The organism is Amycolatopsis sp. NPDC033938 (assembly GCF_055575975.1).
This window is the reverse complement of record NZ_JBVIRO010000003.1, coordinates 129,213-154,211: the sequence shown is the minus strand read 5'-3', so window position 1 is coordinate 154,211 and position 24,999 is coordinate 129,213. Positions and strand designations below refer to the sequence as shown.

General features: G+C 70.4%; 22 protein-coding genes. 18 read left to right on the top strand and 4 right to left on the bottom strand.

The window, feature by feature from the left end:
• Positions 1–30 precede the first annotated feature (30 nt).
• From mrf to ACZ5ZX_RS10610, 4 genes are read left to right on the top strand one after another with little or no spacing between them, the layout of a single operon-like run.
• On the top strand, positions 31–1,284 hold the full coding sequence (gene mrf / locus ACZ5ZX_RS10625) for a ribosome hibernation factor-recruiting GTPase MRF (RefSeq protein ID WP_465501756.1): 1,254 nt from the start codon (positions 31–33) through the stop codon (positions 1,282–1,284).
• Complete coding sequence (locus ACZ5ZX_RS10620; RefSeq protein WP_020635049.1) at positions 1,281–1,538, top strand: type B 50S ribosomal protein L31; 258 nt, start codon at positions 1,281–1,283, stop codon at positions 1,536–1,538. The genes mrf and ACZ5ZX_RS10620 overlap by 4 nt, the downstream gene beginning before the upstream one ends.
• Positions 1,538–1,696, top strand: coding sequence for a 50S ribosomal protein L32 (gene rpmF, locus ACZ5ZX_RS10615; protein ID WP_465501755.1), 159 nt, complete (start codon positions 1,538–1,540; stop codon positions 1,694–1,696). The genes ACZ5ZX_RS10620 and rpmF overlap by 1 nt, the downstream gene beginning before the upstream one ends.
• Positions 1,693–2,796: a GTP-binding protein gene (locus ACZ5ZX_RS10610; protein WP_465501754.1), complete on the top strand. Its 1,104-nt coding sequence runs from the start codon at positions 1,693–1,695 to the stop codon at positions 2,794–2,796. Before rpmF ends, ACZ5ZX_RS10610 begins: the two co-directional genes overlap by 4 nt.
• A gap of 66 nt (positions 2,797–2,862) precedes the next feature.
• Here the strand turns inward: ACZ5ZX_RS10610 and ACZ5ZX_RS10605 are convergent, their stop codons facing one another.
• From ACZ5ZX_RS10605 to ACZ5ZX_RS10590, 4 genes are all read right to left on the bottom strand, one after another.
• On the bottom strand, positions 2,863–3,159 hold the full coding sequence (locus ACZ5ZX_RS10605) for a hypothetical protein (RefSeq protein WP_465501753.1): 297 nt from the start codon (positions 3,157–3,159) through the stop codon (positions 2,863–2,865).
• Between the two features lie 738 nt (positions 3,160–3,897).
• Positions 3,898–5,319 (bottom strand): AMP-binding protein, encoded by a 1,422-nt coding sequence (locus ACZ5ZX_RS10600; protein ID WP_465501752.1) that lies wholly within the window; start codon positions 5,317–5,319, stop codon positions 3,898–3,900.
• Positions 5,320–5,334: 15 nt separating this feature from the next.
• Entirely contained in the window at positions 5,335–6,078 is a 744-nt protein-coding gene (locus ACZ5ZX_RS10595) for a 3'(2'),5'-bisphosphate nucleotidase CysQ (RefSeq protein WP_465501751.1), read from the bottom strand.
• A 3-nt stretch (positions 6,079–6,081) separates the two neighbouring features.
• Positions 6,082–7,866, bottom strand: coding sequence for an MFS transporter (locus ACZ5ZX_RS10590; protein WP_465501750.1), 1,785 nt, complete (start codon positions 7,864–7,866; stop codon positions 6,082–6,084).
• Positions 7,867–8,268: 402 nt separating this feature from the next.
• Here ACZ5ZX_RS10590 and ACZ5ZX_RS10585 point away from each other — a divergent pair, with 402 nt between their 5' ends.
• From ACZ5ZX_RS10585 to ACZ5ZX_RS10520, 14 genes are all read left to right on the top strand, one after another.
• Positions 8,269–11,049: a LuxR C-terminal-related transcriptional regulator gene (locus ACZ5ZX_RS10585; protein WP_465501749.1), complete on the top strand. Its 2,781-nt coding sequence runs from the start codon at positions 8,269–8,271 to the stop codon at positions 11,047–11,049.
• A gap of 247 nt (positions 11,050–11,296) precedes the next feature.
• Positions 11,297–12,550: an aspartate kinase gene (locus ACZ5ZX_RS10580; protein ID WP_465501748.1), complete on the top strand. Its 1,254-nt coding sequence runs from the start codon at positions 11,297–11,299 to the stop codon at positions 12,548–12,550.
• Between the two features lie 16 nt (positions 12,551–12,566).
• A complete protein-coding gene (locus ACZ5ZX_RS10575; protein WP_465501747.1) occupies positions 12,567–13,355 on the top strand; it encodes a 2-amino-3,7-dideoxy-D-threo-hept-6-ulosonate synthase in 789 nt (262 codons plus the stop codon).
• Between the two features lie 42 nt (positions 13,356–13,397).
• Complete coding sequence (locus tag ACZ5ZX_RS10570; RefSeq protein ID WP_465501746.1) at positions 13,398–14,306, top strand: family 3 encapsulin nanocompartment shell protein; 909 nt, start codon at positions 13,398–13,400, stop codon at positions 14,304–14,306.
• Positions 14,303–15,220, top strand: coding sequence for a sulfotransferase (locus ACZ5ZX_RS10565; protein WP_465501745.1), 918 nt, complete (start codon positions 14,303–14,305; stop codon positions 15,218–15,220). Before ACZ5ZX_RS10570 ends, ACZ5ZX_RS10565 begins: the two co-directional genes overlap by 4 nt.
• Positions 15,220–15,978 (top strand): SDR family oxidoreductase, encoded by a 759-nt coding sequence (locus ACZ5ZX_RS10560; RefSeq protein ID WP_465501744.1) that lies wholly within the window; start codon positions 15,220–15,222, stop codon positions 15,976–15,978. Before ACZ5ZX_RS10565 ends, ACZ5ZX_RS10560 begins: the two co-directional genes overlap by 1 nt.
• A 15-nt stretch (positions 15,979–15,993) precedes the next feature.
• Positions 15,994–17,643 (top strand): AMP-binding protein, encoded by a 1,650-nt coding sequence (locus tag ACZ5ZX_RS10555; RefSeq protein WP_465501743.1) that lies wholly within the window; start codon positions 15,994–15,996, stop codon positions 17,641–17,643.
• A 15-nt stretch (positions 17,644–17,658) separates the two neighbouring features.
• The gene (locus ACZ5ZX_RS10550) at positions 17,659–18,804 is read left to right on the top strand and encodes an acyl-CoA dehydrogenase family protein (protein ID WP_465501742.1); all 1,146 of its coding nucleotides are present in this window, start codon (positions 17,659–17,661) and stop codon (positions 18,802–18,804) included.
• Between the two features lie 28 nt (positions 18,805–18,832).
• Positions 18,833–19,381, top strand: coding sequence for an adenylyl-sulfate kinase (gene cysC, locus ACZ5ZX_RS10545; RefSeq protein WP_410582720.1), 549 nt, complete (start codon positions 18,833–18,835; stop codon positions 19,379–19,381).
• On the top strand, positions 19,378–20,292 hold the full coding sequence (gene cysD, locus ACZ5ZX_RS10540; protein WP_465501741.1) for a sulfate adenylyltransferase subunit CysD: 915 nt from the start codon (positions 19,378–19,380) through the stop codon (positions 20,290–20,292). The genes cysC and cysD overlap by 4 nt, the downstream gene beginning before the upstream one ends.
• Positions 20,292–21,578: a sulfate adenylyltransferase subunit 1 gene (locus ACZ5ZX_RS10535; RefSeq protein ID WP_465501740.1), complete on the top strand. Its 1,287-nt coding sequence runs from the start codon at positions 20,292–20,294 to the stop codon at positions 21,576–21,578. Before cysD ends, ACZ5ZX_RS10535 begins: the two co-directional genes overlap by 1 nt.
• Positions 21,575–22,957 (top strand): FAD/NAD(P)-binding protein, encoded by a 1,383-nt coding sequence (locus tag ACZ5ZX_RS10530; protein ID WP_465501739.1) that lies wholly within the window; start codon positions 21,575–21,577, stop codon positions 22,955–22,957. The genes ACZ5ZX_RS10535 and ACZ5ZX_RS10530 overlap by 4 nt, the downstream gene beginning before the upstream one ends.
• A complete protein-coding gene (locus tag ACZ5ZX_RS10525) occupies positions 22,954–24,531 on the top strand; it encodes an aldehyde dehydrogenase family protein (protein WP_465501738.1) in 1,578 nt (525 codons plus the stop codon). Before ACZ5ZX_RS10530 ends, ACZ5ZX_RS10525 begins: the two co-directional genes overlap by 4 nt.
• Entirely contained in the window at positions 24,531–24,992 is a 462-nt protein-coding gene (locus tag ACZ5ZX_RS10520) for an SRPBCC family protein (RefSeq protein WP_465501737.1), read from the top strand. The genes ACZ5ZX_RS10525 and ACZ5ZX_RS10520 overlap by 1 nt, the downstream gene beginning before the upstream one ends.
• The last annotated feature ends 7 nt before the right edge of the window (positions 24,993–24,999 follow it).

Sequence of the window (24,999 nt, the reverse complement as noted above, 5' to 3'; positions counted from 1 at the left end):
CCAGAACGCCCTCGACGCCCCGGAGCTTCAGTGACCGACAACCCCCGCGTGCCCCTCGTCCTGATCAGTGGCCTCGCACCGGGACCCAACGCCGACCTCGCCGAGCGGTTGCGCCTAGCCGAGCCCGGCACCGCCGTTGTGCATCACGACCTGAGGCAGATTCACTCCGGAGTGGTCAAGCGGCGGATCCGGCTGGCCGATCGCGACCAGCTGACGATCCTCGAACTGGCGCACGGCTGCGTGTCGTGCACGCTGCGCGAAGATCTGCTGCCGCTGCTGCGCAAGCTCGCGGAAATGCCGCAGGTGCGGCGCATCGTGGTCCGGCTCGACGAGGCCATGGAGCCCGAACCGGTCAGCTGGGCGCTGCGGAACGTCCTCGTCGGCGACCGGCCGGTGATCGAGGACGTAGACCTGAGGGCCGTCCTGACCGTCGTCGACTGTGCGGGCTGGCTCGCCGACGCCACCGGTGACGAGACGCTGACCGAGCGGAACCTGCAGGCCAGTCCCGAGGACGAACGCACGGTCGCCCAGGTCGCGCTCTCCCAGGTGGAATTCGCCGACCTGCTCGTCCTCGCCGGAGCGGCGACCGACGCCTGGTCCGCGGCGAAGGCCTCGGCCGTACTCGACCGGGTCGCGCCGTCCATCCCCCGGATCGAACTGTCCGCGGTGGACGGGAAGACCGTGCTCGACGCCGTCCCGGCCGGAGCCCGGCGCGGCGAGGTCACCGACATGCACGGACCGCTGCTGTACGGCCAGCCGCCGCTGCACACCGACTGCGGGATCGGGCTGCTCACCTTCACCGCGCAACGCCCGTTCCACCCGGAGCGCCTGCACGACGCGATCGACGTCCTGCTCGACGGCGTCGTCCGGAGCCGGGGCCGGCTGTGGGTGGCGAGCCAGCCGGACATGGCGCTCTGGATCGAGTCGGCGGGCGGTGGCCTCGGCGTCGGGCACGCGGGCCCGTGGCTCGCCGCCGAAGACGGACCGGACTGGGCCGACGTCTCCCCCGAACGCCGCACCCTCGCCTCCCTGCGCTGGGACCCGCTGTTCGGCGATCGCGCGCAGGAACTCGTCGTCGTCACCGATCAGGCCACCCCCGACGAGGTCGAAGCGGCCCTGCGCGGGGCGCTGCTGACCGACGAGGAACTCGCCGCAGGCGAGCAGGAATGGCTCCGCTACCCGGACCCGTTCGGCGAGTGGCACGAAGAACCGTGTGAAGACACGGAAATCGACCCCGAGAAGCACGACGTGAACGTGTCGAACCGAAAGGACGAAACGCAGTGAAACCAGGTATCCACCCCGACTACCACCCGGTGGTGTTCAAGGACCTCTCCACCGGGGACGCCTTCCTGACGCGGTCCACCGCCACCTCCGAGCAGACCATCGAGTGGAGTGACGGCAACACCTATCCGGTGGTGAACGTCGAGATCAGCTCGTGGTCGCATCCGTTCTGGACCGGCAACCAGCGGATCATGGACAGCGCGGGCCAGGTCGAGAAGTTCCACCGCCGCTACGGCCGTCGTGGAGGTTCGAAGTAATGGCCGTCCCGAAGCGGAAGATGTCGCGCAGCAACACCCGGTCCCGGCGCTCGCAGTGGAAGGCCGCCGTACCGGATCTGGTGCCGATCAAGGTGAACGGCGAGACGAAACTGGTGCCGCGCAGGCTGATGAAGCATTTCCATGAAGGTGGGAAGTGACGACGCCGGTCACGGTGCTGTCCGGGTTCCTCGGCGCGGGGAAGACGACCGTGCTCAACCACGTCCTCGCCAACCGCGAAGGGCTGCGGGTGGCGGTGATCGTCAACGACATGAGCGAGGTCAACATCGACGCCGCGCTGGTGCGGGACGGGAACAGCCTGTCCCGCACCGAAGAGCGGCTCGTCGAGATGACCAACGGATGCATCTGCTGCACCCTGCGCGACGACCTGCTGGAAGAGGTCTCGCGGCTCTGCGCGGACGACCGGTTCGACTACCTGCTCATCGAATCGAGCGGGATCTCCGAGCCGATGCCGGTGGCGGCGACGTTCTCGTTCGCCCGTGAGGACGGCGCCACCCTGCTGGACACCGCACGTCTCGACACGATGGTGACCGTGGTCGACGCGGTGAACTTCGAGCGGGAACTGGCTTCGGGCGACGCGCTGACCGAACGCGAACTGGACCAGTACGAGGGCGACGAGCGGACGGTCAGCGATCTGCTGATGGACCAGATCGAGTTCGCCGACGTCCTCCTGCTGAACAAGGCGGATCTCGTCCCGGACTCCTCCCTCGAACGGCTGACAGCGGTGCTGCGACGGCTGAACCCCGCCGCGGAAGTGGTCGTCTCGACGCACGGCCGGGTTCCGCTGGAGCGACTGCTCGGTACCGGGCGTTACGACGTCGAGCGGGCGCAGGAAGCACCCGGCTGGGTGGCCGAACTCAACGGTGACCACGTGCCGGAGACCGAGGAGTACGGGATCTCCAGCGTGGTCTTCCGTGCCGGGCGGGCGTTCGACCCGGAACGGCTGTGGGACTTCGTCGAACGGCTCGATTCCGGCGAGTACGGGACGGTCCTGCGGTCGAAGGGGTTCTTCTCGCTGGCGTCGCGGCCCGGGGTGACCGGGTTGTGGTCGCAGGCCGGGTCGGTCGCCCGGTTCGAGCCGCAGGGTGTCGAGGACGCGCCGAGGCAGGAACTCGTGTTCATCGGGGTGGGCCTGGAGAAGGACGCCCTGCTGGACGCGCTTCGGTCGTGTCTGTCCAGTGTGGACGACTTGGCCGGGGTGGATCCGTTTCCGGAGTGGGAAGCGGTGCACGTCCACTGAAGTGTCATGAGGGGTCTCCGTAGGACACTTTTCGTCCTATGGGGACCCCTCTGACACACGCGGGCGTCAGTGATCGTCGTAGTGGTCCCCGTGCGCGGCGTGGCGATGGCCGTCGTGCAGGTAGTCGACATGGTCGCCGTGCGGCACCGCGACATGGCCGCAGCCCTCGCCGTGGGCGTGGTCGTGCCCCTGATGCGGGACGTGGTCGCCGGTCTCGCACTCGTCGTAGTGCCCGTCGTGGGGCCGGTGCAGATGCCCGTCGTGCACGTAGTCGACGTGGTCGCCGTGGGGCACGGCGACGTGGCCGCATCCTTCACCGTGGGCGTGGGTATGGCCGGCGTGTTCGGTGTGCGCGGCGGTCATGACCGGGTCCTTTCTGAACGATCTTGCCTGATCAGGCGGACCGTAACACCGGCCCCTCCCGCCCAGCAGCGCTCTCACCCGACCGAGTGGCCGCACCGTGCTCAGGCCGGACCCGTCGTGATGGACCCGGCGGGCCCACGCAAAGGGGCCTCAACCGTCCACACAGGACACGTCACAAGATGAATGCGCCCGGTTTGGGCAAGTTGCACGGTTTCGCGAGGGGGTCGCGAGTGGCGAATAGGGCTATTGAGAGGTCAGGCAAATGTGGCGTATGGGTCCGGTAGCGGCCGGGCCGTGAAGGACTCCTTGAGGGACTCAGAGTCCCTCAAAGTTCCCCTCACCCGGCACGGAAGGCCATCACGAGCCTCAACAGCACCACCAGTCACAACGGCCGCGCGTGAAGGCCCCCTTCCCTCGGCTGAGCCGAGGGAAGGGGGCCTTCACGCGCTTCCCCACGAGCCGGGCCCGCAGGCCACGAGCAGGTACCTAAGAGAGGGTTCGCTCTAGCCCGAATCGCCACTCGCAACCACATTCGACACGCCACGTTTGCCTTACCCCTCAATAGAACCCTCATTGCCACTCACGACCCCCGCCCACAACCGCACAAACCGCCCAGCTCGGGCAGCCTTCTTCCGAAGAGTGTCCCTTGTGGACGCTGAAATCCGCTGGTGTCCCCGATCTTCCGTTGATCAAGCGCCGCCACCGGCCGCAAGGAGCAGGGCCTTACGCGCACCGTGCTCAGGCGATGTGGCGGTCGTGCCCGGTCCAGAACGGCGCCCGCAGCGCCCGCTTGTCGACCTTCCCGATGGCGGTCAGCGGCAGCGCGTCGGCGAAGTCCACATCGGACGGTACGAAATGTTCGCGTCCGAAGAACTCCCTGGCGTGCGCCCGGACTTCGCCGGCCGACAGCGCTCCTGGAGTGACCGGCACGACCACGGCGTGGACCCGCTCGCCCTCACCGCCTTCGCCCGGGACGCCGAACACGGCCACGGAACGAATCAGCGGATGCCGTGCGAGCGCGTTCTCGACCACGGTCGAGTACACCTTCGTGCCGTGCTCGCCGGTGATGATGACGTCGTTCGCCCGGTCCAGGAGGTAGAGGTACCCCTCGTCGTCGAACCGCCCGAGATCACCGGTCCGCAGCCATCCGTCGCCGATCGGCGCCGAACCGTGGTAACCGTCCATCATGGACAGTCCGCGCACCAGTACCTCGCCGTCGTCGAGCCGGGCCTCCATCCCCGGCACGATCCGGCCGACGGACTCGAGCCGCTCCGGCCGTCCGTCGAGCTCCGCCGCGGAAATGCTCGCGATCATCGGTGCTTCGGTGAGGCCGTAGCCCTGTCCGACCACGGGCCCGAACGCGTCGAGCGCCTGCGCCAGCCGCCGTGGCGGAAGCGGTGCGGCGCCCAGCGAAAGCTGCCGCACACCGCTGACGTCGGTCGAGGCCATGGCCGGATGGTCGAGCACCGCGGCCAGCCGCGCGGGAGTGAGGGACAACGTGGTGATCCGGTGTTCCGCGATCGCGTCCAGTACGGCGCCCGCGTCGAATCCTCGCAGCAGCACCACACTCTCCCGCCGCAGGATCGCCCCCAGCACGGTGGCGTTCCCGGTCATATGCGTCATCGGCGCGATCAGCAGCGTGCGTCCCGGCCCCGCCGGATCCGGCGCGAAGATATGGGCCATCCCGTCGTAGATCCCACTGTGCCGGATGAGTTTCGGCGCACCGGTGGTACCTCCGGTGGGAAAGATGACGGTGACCGAGCCCGGCAGCCTGGCCGGCTCACTACCGTCGCGGTCCACCAGTTCGTCGAGTCCGATCACCCGCGCGCCGACGGCGGGCCAGCCCGACGGCTCCTCGGTCACCAGGGTCGTGACCCCGGCCGCTTCGATCGCGGCGAGGCGATCCGGCAAGCTCGCCGAAGCGGCGACGAGCAGCACGGTCGCGCCCCGCAGCTGCGCGGCGATCTGCAGGAGAACGGTTTCCGGCCGGTTACCGGCGTCGATCGCGACCACCCCGCCCTCGGGCAGCCCCGCGGACAACCGGCGTACCACGTCGAGCGCCTGCCCATAGCTGGTCACCAGGCCGTCCTGGACGAACAGCACGTCGTCGCCACCGGAACGCAGCGCGTCCAGCACGCGGGTCAGGAACAGACTCTCCACCAGCCGGACCCTAGCTCACGAAACAGCGGCGACCCCGGCGAGCAGTACCTCTTTGAGCTCCGGACGGCAGATCAGCAGATCCGGCAACTCCGGCGTGGCGTTGCCGTATCTCAGCGGGCTTCCGTCGATCCGCGAGGTGTGCGCGCCCGCGGCATCGAGGACCGCCACCGGTGCGGCACTGTCCCATTCGAACTGACCACCCGCGTGGACATACGCGTCCGCGGCGCCGGTGAGGACGGCGACCGCCTTCACTCCCGCCGAGCCGAGGGGGATCACGTCGATGGCCATCTTGTCGGCCAAGGCGTCGACGAGGGCCGGGCGATGACCGCGGCTGACCGCCACTCGCGGGCGCGGAGGCGAACCGGCAGGGGCGAGCGCTTCCGGCCGGTCGGTGGCGAACGTACGACCGGCCGCCGGGACCGCGACCGCCCCGGCGACGAGCCGTCCGTCTTCGGCCAAGGCCACGTGCACGGCCCAGTCCATCCGGTCGCGGTCGCAGTACTCCCGAGTGCCGTCCAGCGGATCGATGATCCACAACCGGCCTCGTCCCGGTGTCGCGACCTGGTCCTCGCTCTCCTCGGAACGGACGGCGTCGTCCGGCCGGTGTTCGGCGAGAGCCTTGAGCAGCAAGGTGTTCGCTTGCCGGTCACCCTCCTTGCCCAGTTCCGCGCCGGTCAAATCCGGGTGGTCGTCGCGAAGGCCGAGCAGAAGCTCACCCGCGGCCGTCGCGAGCCACCTGGCCAGCGCGTGGTCGTCCACGGGTCAGCTCCCCACGGTGAGGGCGACCTTGTCCCCCACCACCTCGAAGCGGACGTGGGACAGATCGGGGACGACGATGTCGGCGTCAAGCCGGTCGGCGTCACCGATACCGAGGGTCACGCAGCCCGCGGCGGTTCCCGAAGCCAGACCGGACGCCGTGTCTTCGACGGCGAGGCAGCGTTGCGGGTCCACGCCCAGAAGTTCGGCACCGAGCAGGTACGGCGCCGGTTCCGGTTTGCCCCGTTCGACGTCGTCGGCGGTGACCAGGACATCGGTCGAGGGCAGCCCGGCGGCCGCGGTGCGGGCATCGGTGACGTCGCGGGTGCACGAGGTCACGATGGCCTTGCGTTCCCCGGTCGCCTCGGTCGCCTCCCTGGCGCCGGGCAGGATGACCACGCCTTCGAGGTCGTGCGTGGCGATGTGCGCGTAGCGGGCCAGGCCCTCGTCGAACCGGTCCGGTGGCAGCAAAGCGGCGACGATGTCCTTCGCGGGCTTCCCCGCTGTCCCGGCGAGCCGCTCCGGGTCCACCCCGACCTCTTCCGCCCATCGCCGCCACGCACGGCGGACCGCGGCGGTCGAATCGATGAGGGTGCCGTCGAGATCGAACAGCACGGCGTCGAATTCATGCCGGACCGGCTCGGATTCGGCCTTGGCGACGAAGCGGACGAGCATGATCACCAGGATCAGCGCCACCACGCCCAAGGCCGCGCCGAGGATCGCGACTCCGGGCAGCCCGGCGCGGGCCAGCGCGATCCCGCCGAAGCCGGCGCCCGCGACGATACCGACGTTGAACGCCGAGACCGCGAACGAAACGGCCAGTTCACCGCCCTTGCCCGCGGCCTGGAACAGCGCGGCCTGGACGGTGGGCACGAACGACCAGGCGGCCAGCTGCCAGACGGTGACCAGGATGATCGCCTGCACCGGACCGGTGGACAGCGGCAGCACCAGCAGCAGCGAGCCCGCCGTGATCCCCGCGGTCAGCAGCAACGTGAGCCGGGAGTTCTTGTCGGCGCCCTTGCCGCCGATGATGTTGCCCAGCACGGCACACAGTCCCGCGATGAACAGCACGACGATCACCAGCGTGCCGTGCACCCCGGCGCGCTGTTCGAGCAGTGGCACCAAATACGTGTAGACGGTGAAGGAAGCGCCCCAGAACAGCACGATCGCGCTCAGCCCGACGACCACCGGCTTGGCACCCAGCGCGCGGACACGCTCGCCGAGCGGCGGACCGTCGTCGGCGCCGGTCTTCGGGACGACGGCGGCGATGAAGGCCAGTGCGGCCAAGGCCATCCCGCCGATGACCAGCATCGGGGCGCGCCAGCCGAGATGCTGCCCCATCAGGGTGCTGACCGGGACACCGAGCGCGGTCGCGGTACTGACCCCGGCGACGATCAGCGCCATCGTCGACGCGCGTTTCGCCGGTTCGGTCAACCGGGCGGCCGTTCCGATCGCGGTCGCCAGATAAAGACCCATCATTCCGCCGGAGAGCAGCCGTGATCCGAGCAGAACGGGATAGCTGGGCGCCAGTCCGGCGGTGGCGTGACCCAGCGCGAATACGATCAGGCTGCCGAAGAGAACTTTTCTCCGGTCCATCCGGTGGAAAGCGGCGGCCAGTACGGGTGCTCCCACCGCGAACGCCACGGCGTTCAGCGTGACCAATTGCCCCGCCACCGCCTCGGACACCTCGAGATCGGTCGCGATCTGGGGAAGCAGGCCGACGACGACGAATTCGGTGCAGGACACCGCGAACGCGCCGGCGAACAGGGCCCAGATCCAGATTTTCTTCACTCCATCCTCCAGCGGATTCGGATCGGATCGTGCTGGCAGTTGATCCACTAGTACCCGACGAGCCGAAGCTCATTCACCGGATCGGCGACGTGTCCCCGTCCCTGAGCGGCTCATTCTCGCCCCTTACGACCGCATCTCTCCTGTGCACGGCGGATGAGCGCGCTTTCGTCGTACCATTGGTGCGAATAATCCTTTTCACTCGAATAGCGTAGTAGTCCGATTACGGCCGCCGGGTATTCGCACCGGCGAAGGGAGCGCGGTTCACTGGGGAGCTGACGATCAGGCGAACTGTTCGAGGAAAGGCATGGGGGCCGGAGCGGTCGTCTTGTCGCCGGACGCTGGAGGGAGTTGACCGTGCCCGATCAAGGGTGCCGATCGGCTGAGCGCTGTACTTCGCAATTCATGAGCACCGAGGCCGTCGCCTGTATCGACGACGCGCTGGCCACGGTGGAATCCGGTCGCGGCGCGGTGGTGATCGCCGAACGCTCGGGGGTCATGGGCAAGGGCGCGATCACCGAGTACGCGATCAACGCGTCCCGGTGCCGCGGGATCACCGTCGCGCACGGCCGGGCCACCCGCGCCGATCGCGCCGCCTCGCTGTCGACGCTGGTCGCGACATTGAGCGGCAGCGAGTGGACCCGGCAGGCGACCGCGGATCTCGGGAACCTCGACGGCAACCGGCTGGCCTCGCTGGACCGGTTGCGGGAGCGGCTGATCAAGCTCTCGGCGGAACGTCCTCTGGTGCTCTGTCTCGACGATTTCCACCACGCGGACGAACTCACCGCGTTGTCGCTGCGGGTTCTGGTGCCCGCGCTCGCCTCCTCCCCCGTGCTGTGGCTGCTGGTTTCACGGCCGTCACTGGCCCCGACGCCGGTTCGCGGTGTCGTCGACGCGCTCGCGGCCGCGGGCGCCCGGCGTGTCACGATCGGCAGACTCACCGCCGCCGAACTGAAACGGCTCTGTGAAGCCATTTTGGGTGCGGTCCCGGACGAGGACGTCCTGGAGGTCGCCGCGGGCGGTGGCGGGGATCCGATGCTCACCGAGGAACTGGTTCGCTGGCTGCTGAGCGCGGGCCAGGTCGAAGTACGTGACAGGCAGGCGAAACTCCTCCCCGACGCCGAACTGCTGCCGATGCCCGAAGCGGTCGCGCAGAAGATGCGAGCCCGGCTTTCCGATCTGTCCGAGCCGGTCGTGACCTTGCTGGAGACCGGTGCCGTACTGGGCCGGACGTTCACCGTGCACGAGGTCGCCGGGCTCACCGGACGGCCCGCGACCGAACTCGTCGGCCCGGTGACCGAGGCGATCGAAGCGGGCGTGCTCTCCCCGGAACCGGCGGGTCTGCGCTTCCGCAGTGAACTCGTCCGGAAGGCGCTGTACGCCGGACTCGACGAACCGGTCCGGATGGCGCTGCACCGCGAGGCCGCCACGGTGGTCCGCGCGGAGGGCAGGGAGCCCGACGAGGTGCTGGACCACCTCGTGCGCAGCGGACGCGGCAGCCTCGGCGAATCGATCGACCTGCTGTGGGAGGAGGTCCGCCGGAACGCGGAGCGGAAACCGAAGGTCGCCGCCCGGCTGGTGCTGCGGCTCCTGCATCTGCTCGGCGACGCCCATCCGATGGCGGAATCCCTGACCGTCGAAGCGGTGCGGCTGCTCAGTGTCACCGGCGACGGCAGGCTGGCCTGGGAACTCGCCGAGCGGGCGGTGCACCGCGCCGCCGACGCGGACACCGCGACCACCATGGTGCGCACCCTCGCCGAACTGGCCGAACCCGCGCACGATTGGGGCGGCGACAACGCGGTGGCGGAGTACACCCGGCTCGCGCTGGCCAGGCCCGATCTCACCCCGGTCCACCGCACCGAACTGCGCGCGGTCCAGGCCTACAGCCTCGCCCGCTCGGACGACGACATCGCGCTGGCCGAGCGAGCGGCCGAAGACAGTCTCGCCGCGGGCAGCGCGCTCGGGCTCGGCGAGGCGATCATGCTCGGCTCGGCGGCGAAAGGCCTGACGGCGTTGAGGCGCGGCGAGTTCGACCGGTCGCTGACGCTGACCCGCGCCGCCGTCCGCGCGGCGGACCGGATCGGCCCGCGCGCCCAGCAACGGCATCCGAGGTTGTGGCTGTGCCGTCCGCTGATGGCGCTCGACCGCTTCGACGAAGTGGCGTCGACCCTGACCCTGGCGCGCCGGGAGGCCCGGCACCTCGGCACCTCGTGGTCCACCCCGACCTGGCATCACCACTGGGCGAGGATGTGGGCCGCGCGGGGCGCGTTCTCCGAAGCCGAGACCGACGCCGAAGCCGGTGTCCGCGCGGCCCGGGAGCAGCCCGCGGGCGCGCTGCTCAGCAGGTTGCTGTGCCTGCTCGGCGAGGTCCGCGTCAGCCTCGGCCGGCTGGAAGAGGCCGACGCGAACCTGCGTGAGGCGGAAGCGCTCGCCGAGGGCGGCGCGAGAGCGCATGTGGCCCATCTGACCTGGCGGCGAGCGCTCTGGCTCTGGGCGGCCGGGCGGGAGGACGAGGCCGCCGAGGTCGCGAACGGGCTGCACGCGGCGACCGATCCGGTCGCCTTCACCGCGACCGGTGGCCCGCTGATCGCGCCGGTCCTGGTGAAACTGGCCCTCCGCCGCGGTGACCGTCCACGCGCGGACGAGATCGTCCGTACCGCGCGGGACCTGGCAGCCCGCAATCCCGGGGTGACCTCCACCGCGGCCGCGGCGGCGCACGCCGCGGGTCTCAACGAGGGTGACCTCAGTGCGCTGACCTCAGCCGCCGAACTGCACCGGATCAGCGGCAGGCGCCCGGCTCGGGTCCTCGCGCTGCGGGACGCCGGGGAAGTGGCGATGGGACTCGGTGAGCACGAGCGGGCGCGAAGCCTGACCGACGAGGCCACGCGCATCCACCGGTCGTGGAGCGACGGGCATGGCGAGCAGGCCCCGGTCGCCGTCAGTACCGAGATGATCCCGCCGGTGTCCCGGGCCCGGTGGTCCAACCTGACCGAGACGGAAACGCGCGTCGCCCGGCTGGTCGCGCAAGGCTTGACCAACAAGGCCGTGGCCGCGCAGCTGACCCTCTCCCGGCACACGGTCGACACCCACGTCCGGAACACCTTCACCAAACTCCAGGTGACGAATCGCGTGGAACTCGCGCTCCGGGTGATCGCCTACGAACAGGGGCGGCACGCACCGGACTGACCGGACCGACGAGATCGTCACCCAAGGCCGCTTCTCTTGCCGATAACGCAAGAGAAGCGGCCTTTTCTCTGGAAACAGCGGACTACGCCATCCGCACTCCCCTGTTTCAGTGACCGGGACTCCGTTTGCCGGGGGTCGCTCCCGGCGGCCTCGCTCCCGAGGTTCACGGATTTACGCGAGTGGGAGTGCCCACCGCGGTGGGCACCCAATTCCCGACGGAGAAAAGGATTCCTGGGGACGGAGCGAAATGGACATCAGGATCCAGAAGTACGGGGGCTCGTCTCTGGCCGACGCGGCCAAGGTCGCCTCCGTCGCCCACCGGATCGCGCGGACCCACCGCGAAGGCATGCCCCTGGTCGTCGTCGTGTCCGCACGTGGCGACACGACCGACGACCTGGTCCGCTCGGCCGTCGAAGCCAGCAACACCCCGGATCCACGGGAACTGGACAAGCTGCTGGCCACCGGCGAGCTGGCGTCGGCGGCACTGCTCGCCATCGCCTTGGGAGACCTGCGGATCCCCGCGGTGTCGCTGTCCGGACCGGACGCCGGTCTCCGGGCGGTCGGCAGGCCGGGAGCGGGGGTGATCGCCTCGATCGAGGCGGACCGCCTCCACGAACGGCTCGCCCGCGGACAGGTGGTGATCGTGGCGGGTTTCCAGGCCCTGGACCCCGCCGGCGCGGTCGTCACCCTCGGCCGCGGCGGTTCCGACACCTCCGCGGTGGCCCTCGCCGTCGCGCTCCGGGCGCCGGTCTGCGAAATCTACACCGACGTCGAAGGCGTGCGCCGGGCCGATCCCCGGGTGGTGCCGGAAGCGGGGCTGCTGCGCAGCCTGCCCGCGCCGGTCATGACGGAGATGGCGTTCTCCGGGGCGCGGGTGCTGCATCCGCGTTCGGTGGAACTCGCCGCCGCGCACGGGATCGACATCGTCGTCCGCGACGCGACCGGCCGCGGCCAAGGCAGCACCATCATCGGAAAAGGAGCATCGATGCTCGACGCGGAAGTCCTGGAAGGACGGGCAGGCGTCATCGCCGTGACCCACGACGAACGGGTCTCGGTCGTGGCGATCGACGCGGAATGCGACCGGGTGCGCGGTAGCGCCCAGATCCTCGACGCGTTGTCGCGGGTGGAGATCCCGGTCGATTCGGTCGTCTGGTCCTCACCACCGGACGCCCCGCTGCGGATGGAGTTCTGCGTATCCGACCTCCTGCGGGACGCGGCGGTGGAAGCCGTACGGGAAGCGCTCGACTGTTCGGTCGTCGTCCGGCGGGAGCTGGGCCGGGTTTCGGCCGTGGGCACCGGATTGCTCAGCAGGCCGGGACTCACCGCGCTGGGACTGTCCGCGCTGGCCGCCGCCGACATCGCGGCGGAATGCGTGTCCTGCGCACAGGCCCGCACCACGTTCCTGGTCCCCCGCGACCGCGTCCACGAAGCGGTGACCGTGCTCTACGAGTGCTTCGGCCTCGACGAGGCGGACACCACCACGCCGGTCATCCCGGCTTGAGCAGAAAGGAGTTCCGGTGAGTCAGCCCCAATCCTTCGGCGCGCGGCTGCGCCTGGACCGGATGGACGACAACCGCGACGGACGGCTGATGATCGTCCCGCTGGACCATTCCGTGGCCAACGGGCCGGTCACCCCCGACGACTCGCTCGACAAGCTGGTCGGTGAACTCGCCGACGCCGACGTCGACGCGATCGTGCTGCACAAGGGAACCGCCCGGCATCTCGACCCGGCGCGCTTCGCCAGCACCTCGCTGATCGTGCATCTGAGCGCCAGTACCGCGCACGCCCCCGACCCGGACGCGAAGTATCTGGTCACCAGCGTCGAAGCCGCGCTGCGGCTGGGCGCGGACGCGGTGAGCGTCCACGTGAACATGGGCTCCAAGGAGGAAGCGTCCCAGGTCGCCGACCTCGCCCGCGTCGCCGAGCACACCGACCGCTGGGGCATCCCCTTGCTGGCCATGATGTACGCCCGCGGACCGCGGATCAGCGACGCCAGCGATCCCGAACTGGTCACCCATTCGGCCACGCTGGCCGCCGACCTCGGCGCGGATCTGGTCAAGGTCAGCCATCCGGGTTCCGCGCAGGCGATGGCGGACGTGGTCCGGGCGTGCCCGATCCCGGTCGTCGTCGCGGGCGGCCCGCCGATACCGGAGAAGAAGCTGCTCCTGCGCCGGGTGGCGTCCGCCATGCGCGCGGGCGCGTCCGGTGTGGCCATCGGCCGCAACATCTTCGAGGATCCGCATCCCGGCAGGCTCGCCCGCCAGCTCGGCGACGTCGTGCACGGCCGGGTCGCCGTCGCGGCCTGACCCCACCACCGAAGCCCGGCCGAACGGCCGAGAAAGGCAGTGATGACCACAGCACAGACCACGCCCCCGACGAAGCAGAAGCGCCAGCTGCTCGCCGATCCCGCGATGACGGAAAGCACGCCGGGTTCGGAATTCGCGCAGGCGGCCACGCTCGGCTCCGGGAGCGACGACGTCACCGTCACCTTCCGCGCCTACCTGCCGACGGCGTTCCCGCTCTTCGCCGACCGGCCCCGCTACACCGTGCGGCAGCTGATGAAGATGGCGACCATTCGCGACGGCAACGCGCACTACATCCACGAACCGCGGCCGGAACGGAACCGGCGGGAAATCTCCGGCACGACGTTCGCGACCTCGCCCGAAGCACAGTTCGAACCGAAGCTCGGCGAGGCGGAACTGACCGACATCGGAGTCGGGCTGCCGGTTCCGCCGGGGCTGCTGGATCACCCGAGGCTGCTCGCCTCCTTCATCGACTACCGGCTGCTGGTTCGCTTCGGCACCACCGAAAACCAGGTGCTGTTGCACGGCAGTGACGACGGTCTGGTCTCCGGGCTGGTCGGCCTCCCCGGTTCGCGGACGCTGCGGACCGAACGGGAACCGGTGGACATGCTCACCCACGCGGCCGCGATGGTCGAGGAGACCGGCGGATCGTGCGACGGCATCGTGGCGCACAACGCGGTGTACTGGCAGGCCGTGGAATCGGGGTTGCTCGGCAAACTCGCCGAGGCAGGCATCCGCATCTCCAGGACCAGGATGATCGCGCGGAACCAGGTGCTGCTCGGCGATTTCCGGGCCGCCACGACCTTCCTCGATCCGGAGGTGTCCACCCTGACCCTGCGGCGCGGCGCGGCGGCCGACGGCGGTGACCTGATCGAGGCCAGCAGCCGGATGGGGCTCGCCGTGCATCTCCCGCAGCATCTGGTCCTGCTTTCCCAGGAAGGCGCCGGGACATGAGGGTGCTCTACATCACCGGGATGTTGCGCTGCGGCAGCACCATGATCGGCAACGTCCTCGGCGAGGCACACCGCACACTGCACGCGGGCGAGCTGTACTACCTATGGCGCAACGGGGTGCTCGGCACCGGGACGAATTCCCGCTGCGGCTGCGGCGGCCCGGTCACCGACTGTCCACTGTGGTCACAGGTACTGACGGACGGCGTGGTCGCCGACCGGCACGCCGCGGCCGCCGCCGACGCCGTCCAGTCGGCCCGTTTCCGGGCCCGGCACACACCGGCGCGGCTGGCCGAATCGCTCGGCGTCCGGTCGATCCCGCCGGACGTGGCCTGGCTGACCGGGCTGACCGCCGGCCTCTACCGCGCCACGGCGGAAGCCGCGGACGCCGACGTCGTCGTCGACGGTTCGAAGTACCCGGCGGAGGCCGCGGCGCTGCTGGGCAGGCACGACCTCGACGTCCGGGTGCTGCACGTCGTCCGGGACGCCCGCGCGACGGCGTTCTCCTATCGCAAGGACAAGGACTACGTCACCAGGATGAGCGCCGCGCGCAGCACCGGCTACTGGACCGCGGTCAACGCGGCGTCCGATCTGCTCGCGGTCGCCGGGCGGGACCGGTACCTCCGGATCCGCCACGAGGACTTCGCCGAGAGCCCCCGTGAGGTCATCGGTGACGTGATGCGGTTCGCCGGGATCGCCGGGATGAACCCGGTGGCCCCGGACGGCACCGTCGAACTGGGCGTCAACCACACCGTCACCGGCAATCCCGACCGGTTCCGCCACGGCCGGGTGCCCATCCGGGCCGACCGCCGGTGGCGTACCGGACTGGACTGGAAACCGAAGGCGCTGACCACGGTCGCCGCGGGGCCGCAACTGCTCCGCTACGGCTACGGCGTCCGCGCCGGAGAGGAGCACTGATGGAACTCGGACTGGACGGCAAGTCCGCACTGGTCGCCTGCGCGAGCAGCGGGCTGGGCTTCGGCGTGGCCGAGGCGCTCGCCGCCGAAGGCGCGAACGTCTCGATCTGCGCCCGCGACGCCGGCAGGCTCGCCGACGCGCACGGAAAGCTCGAAGCGATCGGCGGCGGCCGGGTGCACAGCCAGGTCGCGGACATGGCCGACGTCGCCGCGGTCGAGCGCTGGGTCGCCGACGCCGCGATCGAATTCGGCGGTATCGACATCGTGGTCGGCCACACCGGCGGCGTGAATCAAGGCCCGGTCGAAGGCTTCGGCGTCGAAGACTTCCGGCAGGCGTTCGACACGGCGTTCATCCCGCACGTCACGCTGGTCAACGCGGCCACCCCGCATCTCAAACGCGGCGGCTGGGGCCGGGTGCTGATGATCACCTCGGAATCGGTCCGGCAGCCGATGCCGCACAACGCGCTGTCCGGGATCGCCCGGCTCGGTTTGCTGGGCTACGCACGGAATCTGGTGCACGCGTTCGGCGACAGCGGGGTCACGGTGAACGTCCTGGCCCCCGGCTATCACGACACCCCGGCCCTGCGCGGGCCGTCCGGCGCCGATCCGAGCGCCGCGGCCGCCGAGGTGCCGGTGCGCAAGGTCGGCGATCCCGGCGATTTCGGTGCGCTGGCGGCGTTCCTGGCCAGCAGGCAGGCGTCGTTCGTCACCGGCACGCTCCTGCTCGCCGACGGCGGCAACACCCGCGCGGTCGTCTGACCGGAGGAAGGAATCATGTCCGAAGCACTCGCGAAGCACTACCTCGCCAAGGGCTGGTGGCGCGCCGAGGAGACCCTCCTCGACGATCTGCGCCGCGCGGCCCGCGAGCATCCCGATCGCCGCGCGATCGTCGTCCGGCACACCGACGGCGGCGCGACGGAAACCCTGACCTACGCCGAACTCGAACGCCGGGTCGAGCGGATCGCGGCCGGCCTCGCGGGGCTGGGCGTCGAGCACGGCGACGTCGTCACCCTGCAGTTGCCGAACTCCTGGCAACTGGTCGCGACCACCTTGGCGTGCGCCAGGATCGGCGCCGTCGCGGGTCCGGTCCTGCCGATCATGCGCCGTCGCGAACTGTCGTTCATGACCGGCCTGACCGAGAGCCCGGTCTACATCGGACCGGTGCGGCACCGGAACTTCTCGCACGCGAAGCTGAGCGCGGAGGTCGCCGAGACCACGCCGACCCTCAAGCACCGCGTCCTCGTCGGCGCCACCGGCGAACCCGCGGACTCCGCCGGGCTCGAAGGCGCGCTGGACTTCGACACCGCGCTGCTGGGCGAACCCGGTACCGACGGCGCGATCGCCGGCGACATCACCGGTCGCGGCGCCGGACCGGACGACATCGCCTACCTGATGTTCACCTCCGGCACCACCGGCGAGCCGAAAGGCGTACTGCACAGCCACAACACGTTGCACGCCACCAACCGGATGCAGATCGACGCGCTGGGCCTCGGTGACGGCGAGGTCACCGCGATGGGCTCCCCCACCACGCACAACGCGGGGTGGACGTGGAACTTCACCATGCCACTGCTGCTGGGCGCGACCGCGGTGCAGATCGACAACTGGGACGCCGAAGAGATGCTGCGGACACTGGAGGAGGAGAAGGTCACCTTCTTCATGGGCGCTCCCCCGTTCCTCGTCGACCTGATCGACCGGCAGCGGGCCCGGCGGCGCGATCTGTCCGCGCTGCGGACCTTCGCCACCGGCAGCGCGCCGATCCCGCCGGTGCTCGTCGAACAGGCCCGTGACGTACTGGGCTGCCGGCTGTACGCGTTGTGGGGCATGACCGAGAACGGCGCGCCCACGATCACCCGGCCGGAAGACCCGCCCCTGCGTGCCGCCGAAAGCGACGGCTCCCCCGTACCGGGGATGGAGATCCGCATCGTCGACGACGAAGGTTCCGAGGTCACCCCCGGCGAGACCGGGCACCTGCAGGTACGCGGCGCGACCCAGTGCCTCGGCTACTTCCGCCGTCCCGAGGTCTATGCCGGGAACCTCACCGCCGACGGCTGGTTCGACACCGGCGACCTCGCCCGCGACGACGGCCACGGCGGGATCCGCATCGCCGGGCGGGAAAAGGACGTCATCTCCCGTGGTGGCGAGAAGGTTCCGGTGGTCGAGGTGGAAGCGGCACTGCTGCGGCATCCGTCCATCAAGGACGTCGCCGTCATCGGTTACCCCGACGACCGGCTGGGCGAACGGGCGTGCGCGGTGATCGTGCCGTCGGACGGTATGCCGCGGCTGCCCGAACTGCGCGAACACCTCGACGGCCTCGGGATGGCCAAGCAGTTCTGGCCCGAGCGTCTCGAAGAGGCCGAAGCCCTGCCGAAGACGCCCAGCGGAAAGGTCCAGAAGTTCAAGCTGCGCGAACGACTGGCCGGCTGAGCCGGAGAGGACGACATGGATTTCGCATTCACCGACGGACAACAGGCGCTGGCCGAGAAGGTGCGGACCTTCGCCGCACAGCACATCGCCCCCGGCGCCGCCCGCAACGACCGCGAACGGACCTTCCCGCCGGGCTTCTTCGGCGAACTCGGCCGCGCGGGACTGACCGGGCTCTGCGTCCCGGAGGAGTACGGCGGACGCGGACTCGGCGCCGTCGAAGCGGGCGTCGCCGTGGAGGAACTGGCCAAGGCCGAAGCGACGGCCTGCTATCCGGTGCTCAACGCGGCCTTGATCGGCGGCATCATCGACCGCAACGGCACCGCCGCGCAGAAGGCGAGGTGGCTGCCCCCGGTCGCGTCCGGTGAGTCGGTCGTCGCGCTGGTGCTCACCGAACCCGAGCACGGCACGGACGCCGCGGCGATCGGGCTGCGGGCCGAACCCGACGGCGACGGCTGGACGCTCACCGGCACGAAGACGTCGATCATGCTGGGCGCGCACGCGACACACGGCCTGGTCTTCGCCAGGACGAGCGACGACGGGGCCCGCGGGGTCACCGCCTTCTACGTCGGGCTCGACCACCCCCGGGTCCGGCGGGAGGCCCTGACCGACCTCGGTGCCCGCGCCGGCGGACGGGCGACGATCGAGTTCGACCGCTACCCCGCGAGCCGGGACGAGGTCGTCGGCGAGGTCGGCGAAGGATTCGTCGGTGTCATGCGCGGTTTCGACCATTCCCGGGCGCTCATCGCGATCCTCGCCGTCGCGTCGGCGGACGCCGCGCTGACCGACGCGCTGGCCTTCGCTCGCGAACGCACCACCTTCGGCGTTCCGATCGGCAAGCACCAGGGCGTGGCGTTCCCGTTGGTGGAGCACGCCACCCGCGTCCACGCCGCCCGGCTGCTCGCCTACGAGGCCTTGTGGCGCAAGGACGCCGGCCTGGATCACCGCACCGAAGCCAATATGGCCAAGTGGTGGGCGCCGAGGGTCGGTGTCGAAGCCGCCCATCAGGCGTTGCTCACCTTCGGCCACCGCGGCTGGGACGAGAGCAACCCCGCCGGACGCCGTCTGCGCGACGCCGTCGGGCAGGAAATCGCCGACGGCACCGAAAACGCCACCAAACTCGTGGTCGCCCGGCAGTTGCTCGGCCGCGAATACGCGCCCTGACGACCGCACACCAGAAGGAAGGAGTCCCATGACCACCACGCTGTGGTTGACCGGACTACCCAGTTCGGGCAAGTCGACACTGGGCAAGAAGCTCGCGGAGCGCCATCGCGGGCACCGCGAGGTCGAACATCTCGACGGCGACGTCATCCGGCGTGAGCTGTTCCCCGAACTCGGTTTCGACCGGGAGGACCGGATCGAGAACATCCGCCGGATCGGCAAGATCGCCTCGATGCTCGCGGCGCACGACGTGCTCGTCGTGGTCTCCGTGATCGCGCCGTTCCGCACCGCCCGCGCCGAGGTCCGGGCCGAACACGAGGACCAGGGCCTGAACTTCGTCGAGGTCCATGTGCACGCCCCCATCGACATCTGCGTCCAGCGCGACGTGAAGGGCTTGTACGCCAAGGCGGAACGCGGCGAAGTCGCCGGGCTCACCGGATTCAGCGACATCTACGAGGCACCGGCGAGCCCGGAGGTCCGGGTCGACACGTCCGACTGCGACGTGGAGGAGGGCCTTCAGATGATCGAGCGGGCCTTGGACCGCTGCGAACGAGAGCGACAGGAGGCGATCGTCCGATGAGCGCGCCGGCCACCGACCGGGTCACGGCCGGGATCTCCGCGCTGGAGGCCGAGGCCATCCACGTCCTGCGCGAGGTCGCGGGCGAATTCGACCGGCCCGCCCTGCTGTTCTCCGGCGGCAAGGACTCCACGGTGCTGGTCCACCTCGCGATCCGCGCGTTCGCGCCGATCACCCCGCCGTTCACCCTCGTCCACGTCGACACCGGGCACAATTTCCCGGAGGTACTGTCCTTTCGCGACGACCTGGTCGAACGGTTCGGTCTGCGGCTGCACGTGGCCGCCGTCCAGGACTGGATCGACCGCGACGCCGTCCAGGAACGCCCGGACGGGCTGCGCAATCCGCTGCAGACCGTGCCGCTCCTGGACACCATCGCCGATCAGCGGTTCGACGCGGTGATCGGCGGCGGGCGCCGCGACGAGGAGAAGTCCCGCGCGAAGGAACGGGTCTTCAGCATCCGCGATTCCTTCGGCCGCTGGGATCCCAAGCGGCAGCGGGTCGAACTGTGGAACCTCTACAACGGCAGGCACAAGGCCGGTGAGCACGTCCGGGTCTTCCCCATCTCCAACTGGACCGAACTGGACGTCTGGCGCTACATCGAGCACCGTGACATCGAGTTGCCCGAGCTGTACTTCGCCCACCGCCGCCAGGTGCACCGGCGCGACGGTATGTGGCTCACGCCCGGACCGTGGGGCGGCCCCGCCGACGGCGAGGAACTGGTCGAACGGCTGGTGCGCTACCGGACCGTCGGTGACGGCTCCTGCACCGGAGCGGTCGAATCGGAGGCCGACACGGTCGCCGGGATCATCGACGAGATCAAGGCCAGCAGGCTCACCGAACGCGGCGCCAGCCGCGCGGACGACCGCATCTCCGAGGCGGCCATGGAAGACCGCAAACGGGAGGGCTACTTCTGATGACGACCGACCTTTTGCGGCTGGTGACCGCGGGCAGCGTGGACGACGGGAAGTCGACCCTCGTCGGCAGGCTGCTCTACGACACCAAGTCCGTGCTCAGCGACCAACTGGACGCGGTGCTGCGCAGCAGCGAGGAACGCGGCCTGACCGACCCCGATCTGTCCCTGCTGGTCGACGGCCTGCGCGCGGAACGCGAGCAGGGCATCACCATCGACGTCGCCTACCGCTACTTCGCCACCGCCGGGCGGACCTTCGTGCTCGCCGACACCCCGGGGCACGTGCAGTACCTGCGGAACACGGTCACCGGCGCGTCGACCGCGGACCACGCGGTGCTGCTCACCGACGCGCGGATGGGTGTCCTGCCGCAGACGCGGCGGCATCTGGCGGTGATGGCCATGCTCGGCGTTCCGGGAATCACGCTCGCGGTCAACAAACTGGACCTCGTCGACTTCGACGAGGGTGTCCACGAGGCGATCCGGGCCGAGTTCGTCGCACACGCGCTTTCACTGGGCTACACCGAAGAGCAGGTCACCACGATCCCCATCTCCGCGCTCGCCGGGGACAACGTCGTGACCGCGTCGGAGCGGACACCGTGGTACGACGGGCCCACGCTGCTGGCGCATCTCGAAGAGATCACGCCCGACCAGCGCGGCTGCGACGTCGGCTTCCGGATGCCCGTGCAGTACGTGCTGCGCGACGGCGACCAGGGCTACCGCGGTTACGCGGGTCAGGTCGCGGCGGGTGTGGTCCGGCCCGGCGACGAGGTGGTCGTCCTTCCCGAAGGAACGACCACCACCGTGACCACCGTCGGCACCCCGGACGGGCAGGCCGACGAGGCGACGGCGGGGAGTCCGGTGACCCTGGCGCTGGCCGACGAACTCGACATCTCCAGGGGCGACCTCATCGCGGCGGCGGCCCGCCGTCCCGAGGTGCGCCAAGAGCTCGACGCGACGCTCTGCTGGCTGGCCGGGACCCCGCTGCGACCGGGCGCGCGTGCCCTGCTCAAACACGGCACGCGGACCACGTCCTGCGTCGTACCCGAGCTGGTCTCCCGGTTCGACGAACAGGAGTTGTCCCTTGTGGACGGTCCAGGCGAACTGACGCTCAACGACATGGGCCAGGTCCGGTTGCGGGTGGCCGATTCCCTTCCCGCGGACGAGTACGTCGACTGCGCGGCCACCGGTTCCTTCCTGCTGATCGACCCGAAGGACGGCGACACGCTGGCCGCCGGGATGCTCGGCGACACCCTGGCCGCGGTGACCACCGGAGGGGCGGAACGCGGATGACTGAGCCCGCGCGGGTCGCCGTGATCGGGGTCGGCGCCAGCGGCGCGCTGGCCGCCACGCACCTGCTCCGCGCGGCCGTCGGACACCGGCGACGGCTGCGGCTCGTACTCGTCGACCGCGGCGGCGAGTTCGGCCCCGGCGTCGCCTACCGGACCACCGATCCCGAGCATCTGCTCAACACCCCGGCGGGGAAGATGAGCGCGCTCGACGACGATCCCGGGCATTTCGTCCGTTGGAGCCGGGCGCGGGGCTGGGACGCCGGAGACGGCACGTTCCTGCCTCGTGGTGACTACGGCCGCTACCTGACCGAAACGCTGGTCGCCGAAGAACGGCGGGCGGCCGGGGTGGCGACGGTGGAGCGGGTCACCGCGACCGCCGTCGGCCTGACGACGGACGAGGGCGGGGTGACCGTCGAACTGGACGGGCCCGGCCCGGTCCGGGCGGACACCGTCGTACTGGCTCCCGGCGCCGGGCACGGCGATCCGCTGGCCGGACTGCTGCCCGGCGGGTCGGATCGCTACGTGGCCGATCCTTGGCGGGGCGCGGGACCGGAAGCGGCGACGGACGGTTCACCGGTGCTGGTCCTCGGCACCGGTCTGTCCATGATGGACATCGCCGTCTCGGTGACCCGCGCGCATCCGGAGACGGTGGTGCACGCCGTGTCGAGGCACGGGCTGCTGCCGAGGCCCCATCGGCCCGGCCACGCGCCGGCGGCCGCGTCCGTGCCGGAACCACCGGAACAACTGGACTCACTGCGGGATCTGCTCGGCTACGCGCGCCGGTGCCTGGCGCGGGAACCGGAGCACTGGCGCGAGTTCGTCGACCGGATGCGGCCGCACACCGCGCGACTGTGGCGGCAACTGGACCCCGGTGAACGGCGCCGCTTCCTGGACCGTGTCAACCGGTTCTGGGACGTGCACCGGCATCGTGCCGCCCCGGCGACCCACCACCGGATCCGCGAACTGCTGCGATCCGGACGGCTCCGCCTGCACCGCGGCCGGGTCGAGCGGGTGCGGCCGACCACGACGGGCTTCGACGTCGGCCTGGCCACCCCGTCTGGCAGCCGGAAGCTCCCGGTCGGGTGGCTGGTCAACGCCACCGGGTTCCGGCCGGAGGTCCGCGACGACCCCGATCCGTTGCTGCGGCGCCTGTTCACCGAAGGCACGGCCAAACCCGATCCGATCGGACTCGGCATGGCCACCGGCCGGGACGGCCGCGTACTCGGACGGCACGGCGACGGACGGCGTATCTACACCCTCGGCGCGCTCCGCCGGGGCGAAGAGTTCGAAAGCACCGCGGTACCCGAGATCCGGAGCCAGGCGGCGGCCATCGCCGCGGCCACGGTCGGGGCCCGCGAGGAAGAGGTGACGCGGCGATGACCGCAGACGAGCTCCTGATGTACCCGGCCTACATCGACGGCAAGGACGTCGACCATCCCGAGGGCCGTTACGTGCACACCGTCACCGCCCGGGCGGTACTGGAGGACACTTTCGGCGCGCTGGCGCTCAAACGCGACCTCGACGCGGGCCTGGTGGATCCGCGTTCGGCGGGTCCCGAGGTCGCGGGTGGATGCGCGGTGGCGGACGAGGCGATGGCGCGGCAGGCCGTGGAGGCGGCGGCACGGGCGGCGCCGGAATGGGCCCGCGTCCCCTTGGCCGACCGGGTCGCGCTGGGTGTCCGGATCGGCGAACGGCTGCGTGAGCGGCGAGACGACCTCGTGGACCTGCTCGTCGCCGAGGGACAGCCGCGGGCACTGGCCGGTCCGACGCTCGACGAATACTGGCGCGCCGACTTCAGTCCGGAGACGCTGGACTGGTGTGCCGGGCAGATGGAGTCCACCCGGCATGCGGAGAACAGGCTGGCGACCGTCCGCCGGGCACCGGACGGGGTCGTCTGCGTGAACCCGCCGCAGAACGCCTCGACCCCCAACGCGCTTTTCGGGGTCACCGCGCTGCTCGCGGGCAACGCGGTCGTGGTGCGCGCCCCGCGCGGGGTCCCACTGGCGACCACGCACACCTTGCGCGAAGTCGTCGTTCCCGTCCTGGAAGAGGCGGGCGCGCCGCCCGGGGTGCTCAACGTCCTTTGTGGACCACCGATGACCGACCTGTGGCTGACCAGCCCGTGTGTCGACGACATCGTCTATGTCGGTGGCAGCGCGAAGGGCCTCGAGTTCGAACGAGCCGCCGTCACGGCGGGCAAGAAGCCGATCCTCGAACTGGCGGGCAACGACTGCTGTGTGGTCTGGCGCGACGCCGATCTCGACGGCGCGGTCGCGGCCATCACCGAGAATTTCCGCCAGTCCGGGCAGATCTGCAACATCCCCAACCAGGTCGTCGCCCATCCCGCCATCGCGGACGAACTGCTCGAACGCCTCACCGACGCCGCCGCGAAGACCGAACCCGGCTACCCCGACGACCCGGAGACCGTGCTCACGCCGGTACTGATGGCCGAAACCCATTTCGCCGACCTCGCCGACGCGCTCGACAACGGCGCGAGGCTGCTGCACGGCGGACGGCGGCTCGAAGTCGACGGCAAGCCGTCGGACACCGGGCTGTTCGTCGAACCGGCGGTGCTCCGCGTGGACGGACTCCGGGCCGCACGGGAGACCCGGGCCGTGCGCGAGGAGACCTTTTCGCCGCTCGTGCCGGTGGTGGTCCCGGAACCCGGCGACGACGAGACGATGCTGGACGACGTGCTCCGGTTCGTCGGCGAGAACGCCTACGGTCTGCGGAATTCCTTCTGGGCGCGGGATGAGCGGGTCGTGCGGAAGATCGCCGACGAGGTCACGAACTGCGGCGTCGTCAATGTCAACGACTCGCATTCGGCGTTCCGGCCGTTCCTGCCCACCCACGGCGGCACCGGCCTGACCGGCGGCGCGTTCGGCGAGGCCAACTACCTCATGCTGCGGACGACGCATCTGCAAGGCGTCAACATCGTCACCGGAGGCTCGTGATGACCGAATACGTGCTCACCCTGTCCACCGGCCGTCCCGCGGCGGAGGTCTTCGCGCTCGTGCGCGAGCAGGAACGGTTCCCGGAGGTCGCGGGCGACATCATCGCGGTCGAAGCGGCCGGGTCCGACGTCCATCAGTACGTCCTCGCCTTCCGCGACGGCGTCGCCCGCTGGACCCAGGCGACCGAGACCGGCCCGCTCCGGCTCCGGTTCGAGCAGACCGAGGGCGACTTCGTCTCGTTCGGCGGTTCGTGGGAGTTCGCCGACGCGCCGGGCGGCAGCACGGTGACCTACCGGGTGACGTTCCGGACCAGCGTCCCCCACCTGGCGGGGGCGATCGACCCGATGGCCGGCCGTGTCCTCCTGCGGGCCGCCGTCGAGGTGGTGACCGGACTCGCCGGACCGGTGGAGATCCTCGACGGCGGCCGGACGCTCCGCGATCCCGCACTGGTCGTCTCGTAGCCCGTCT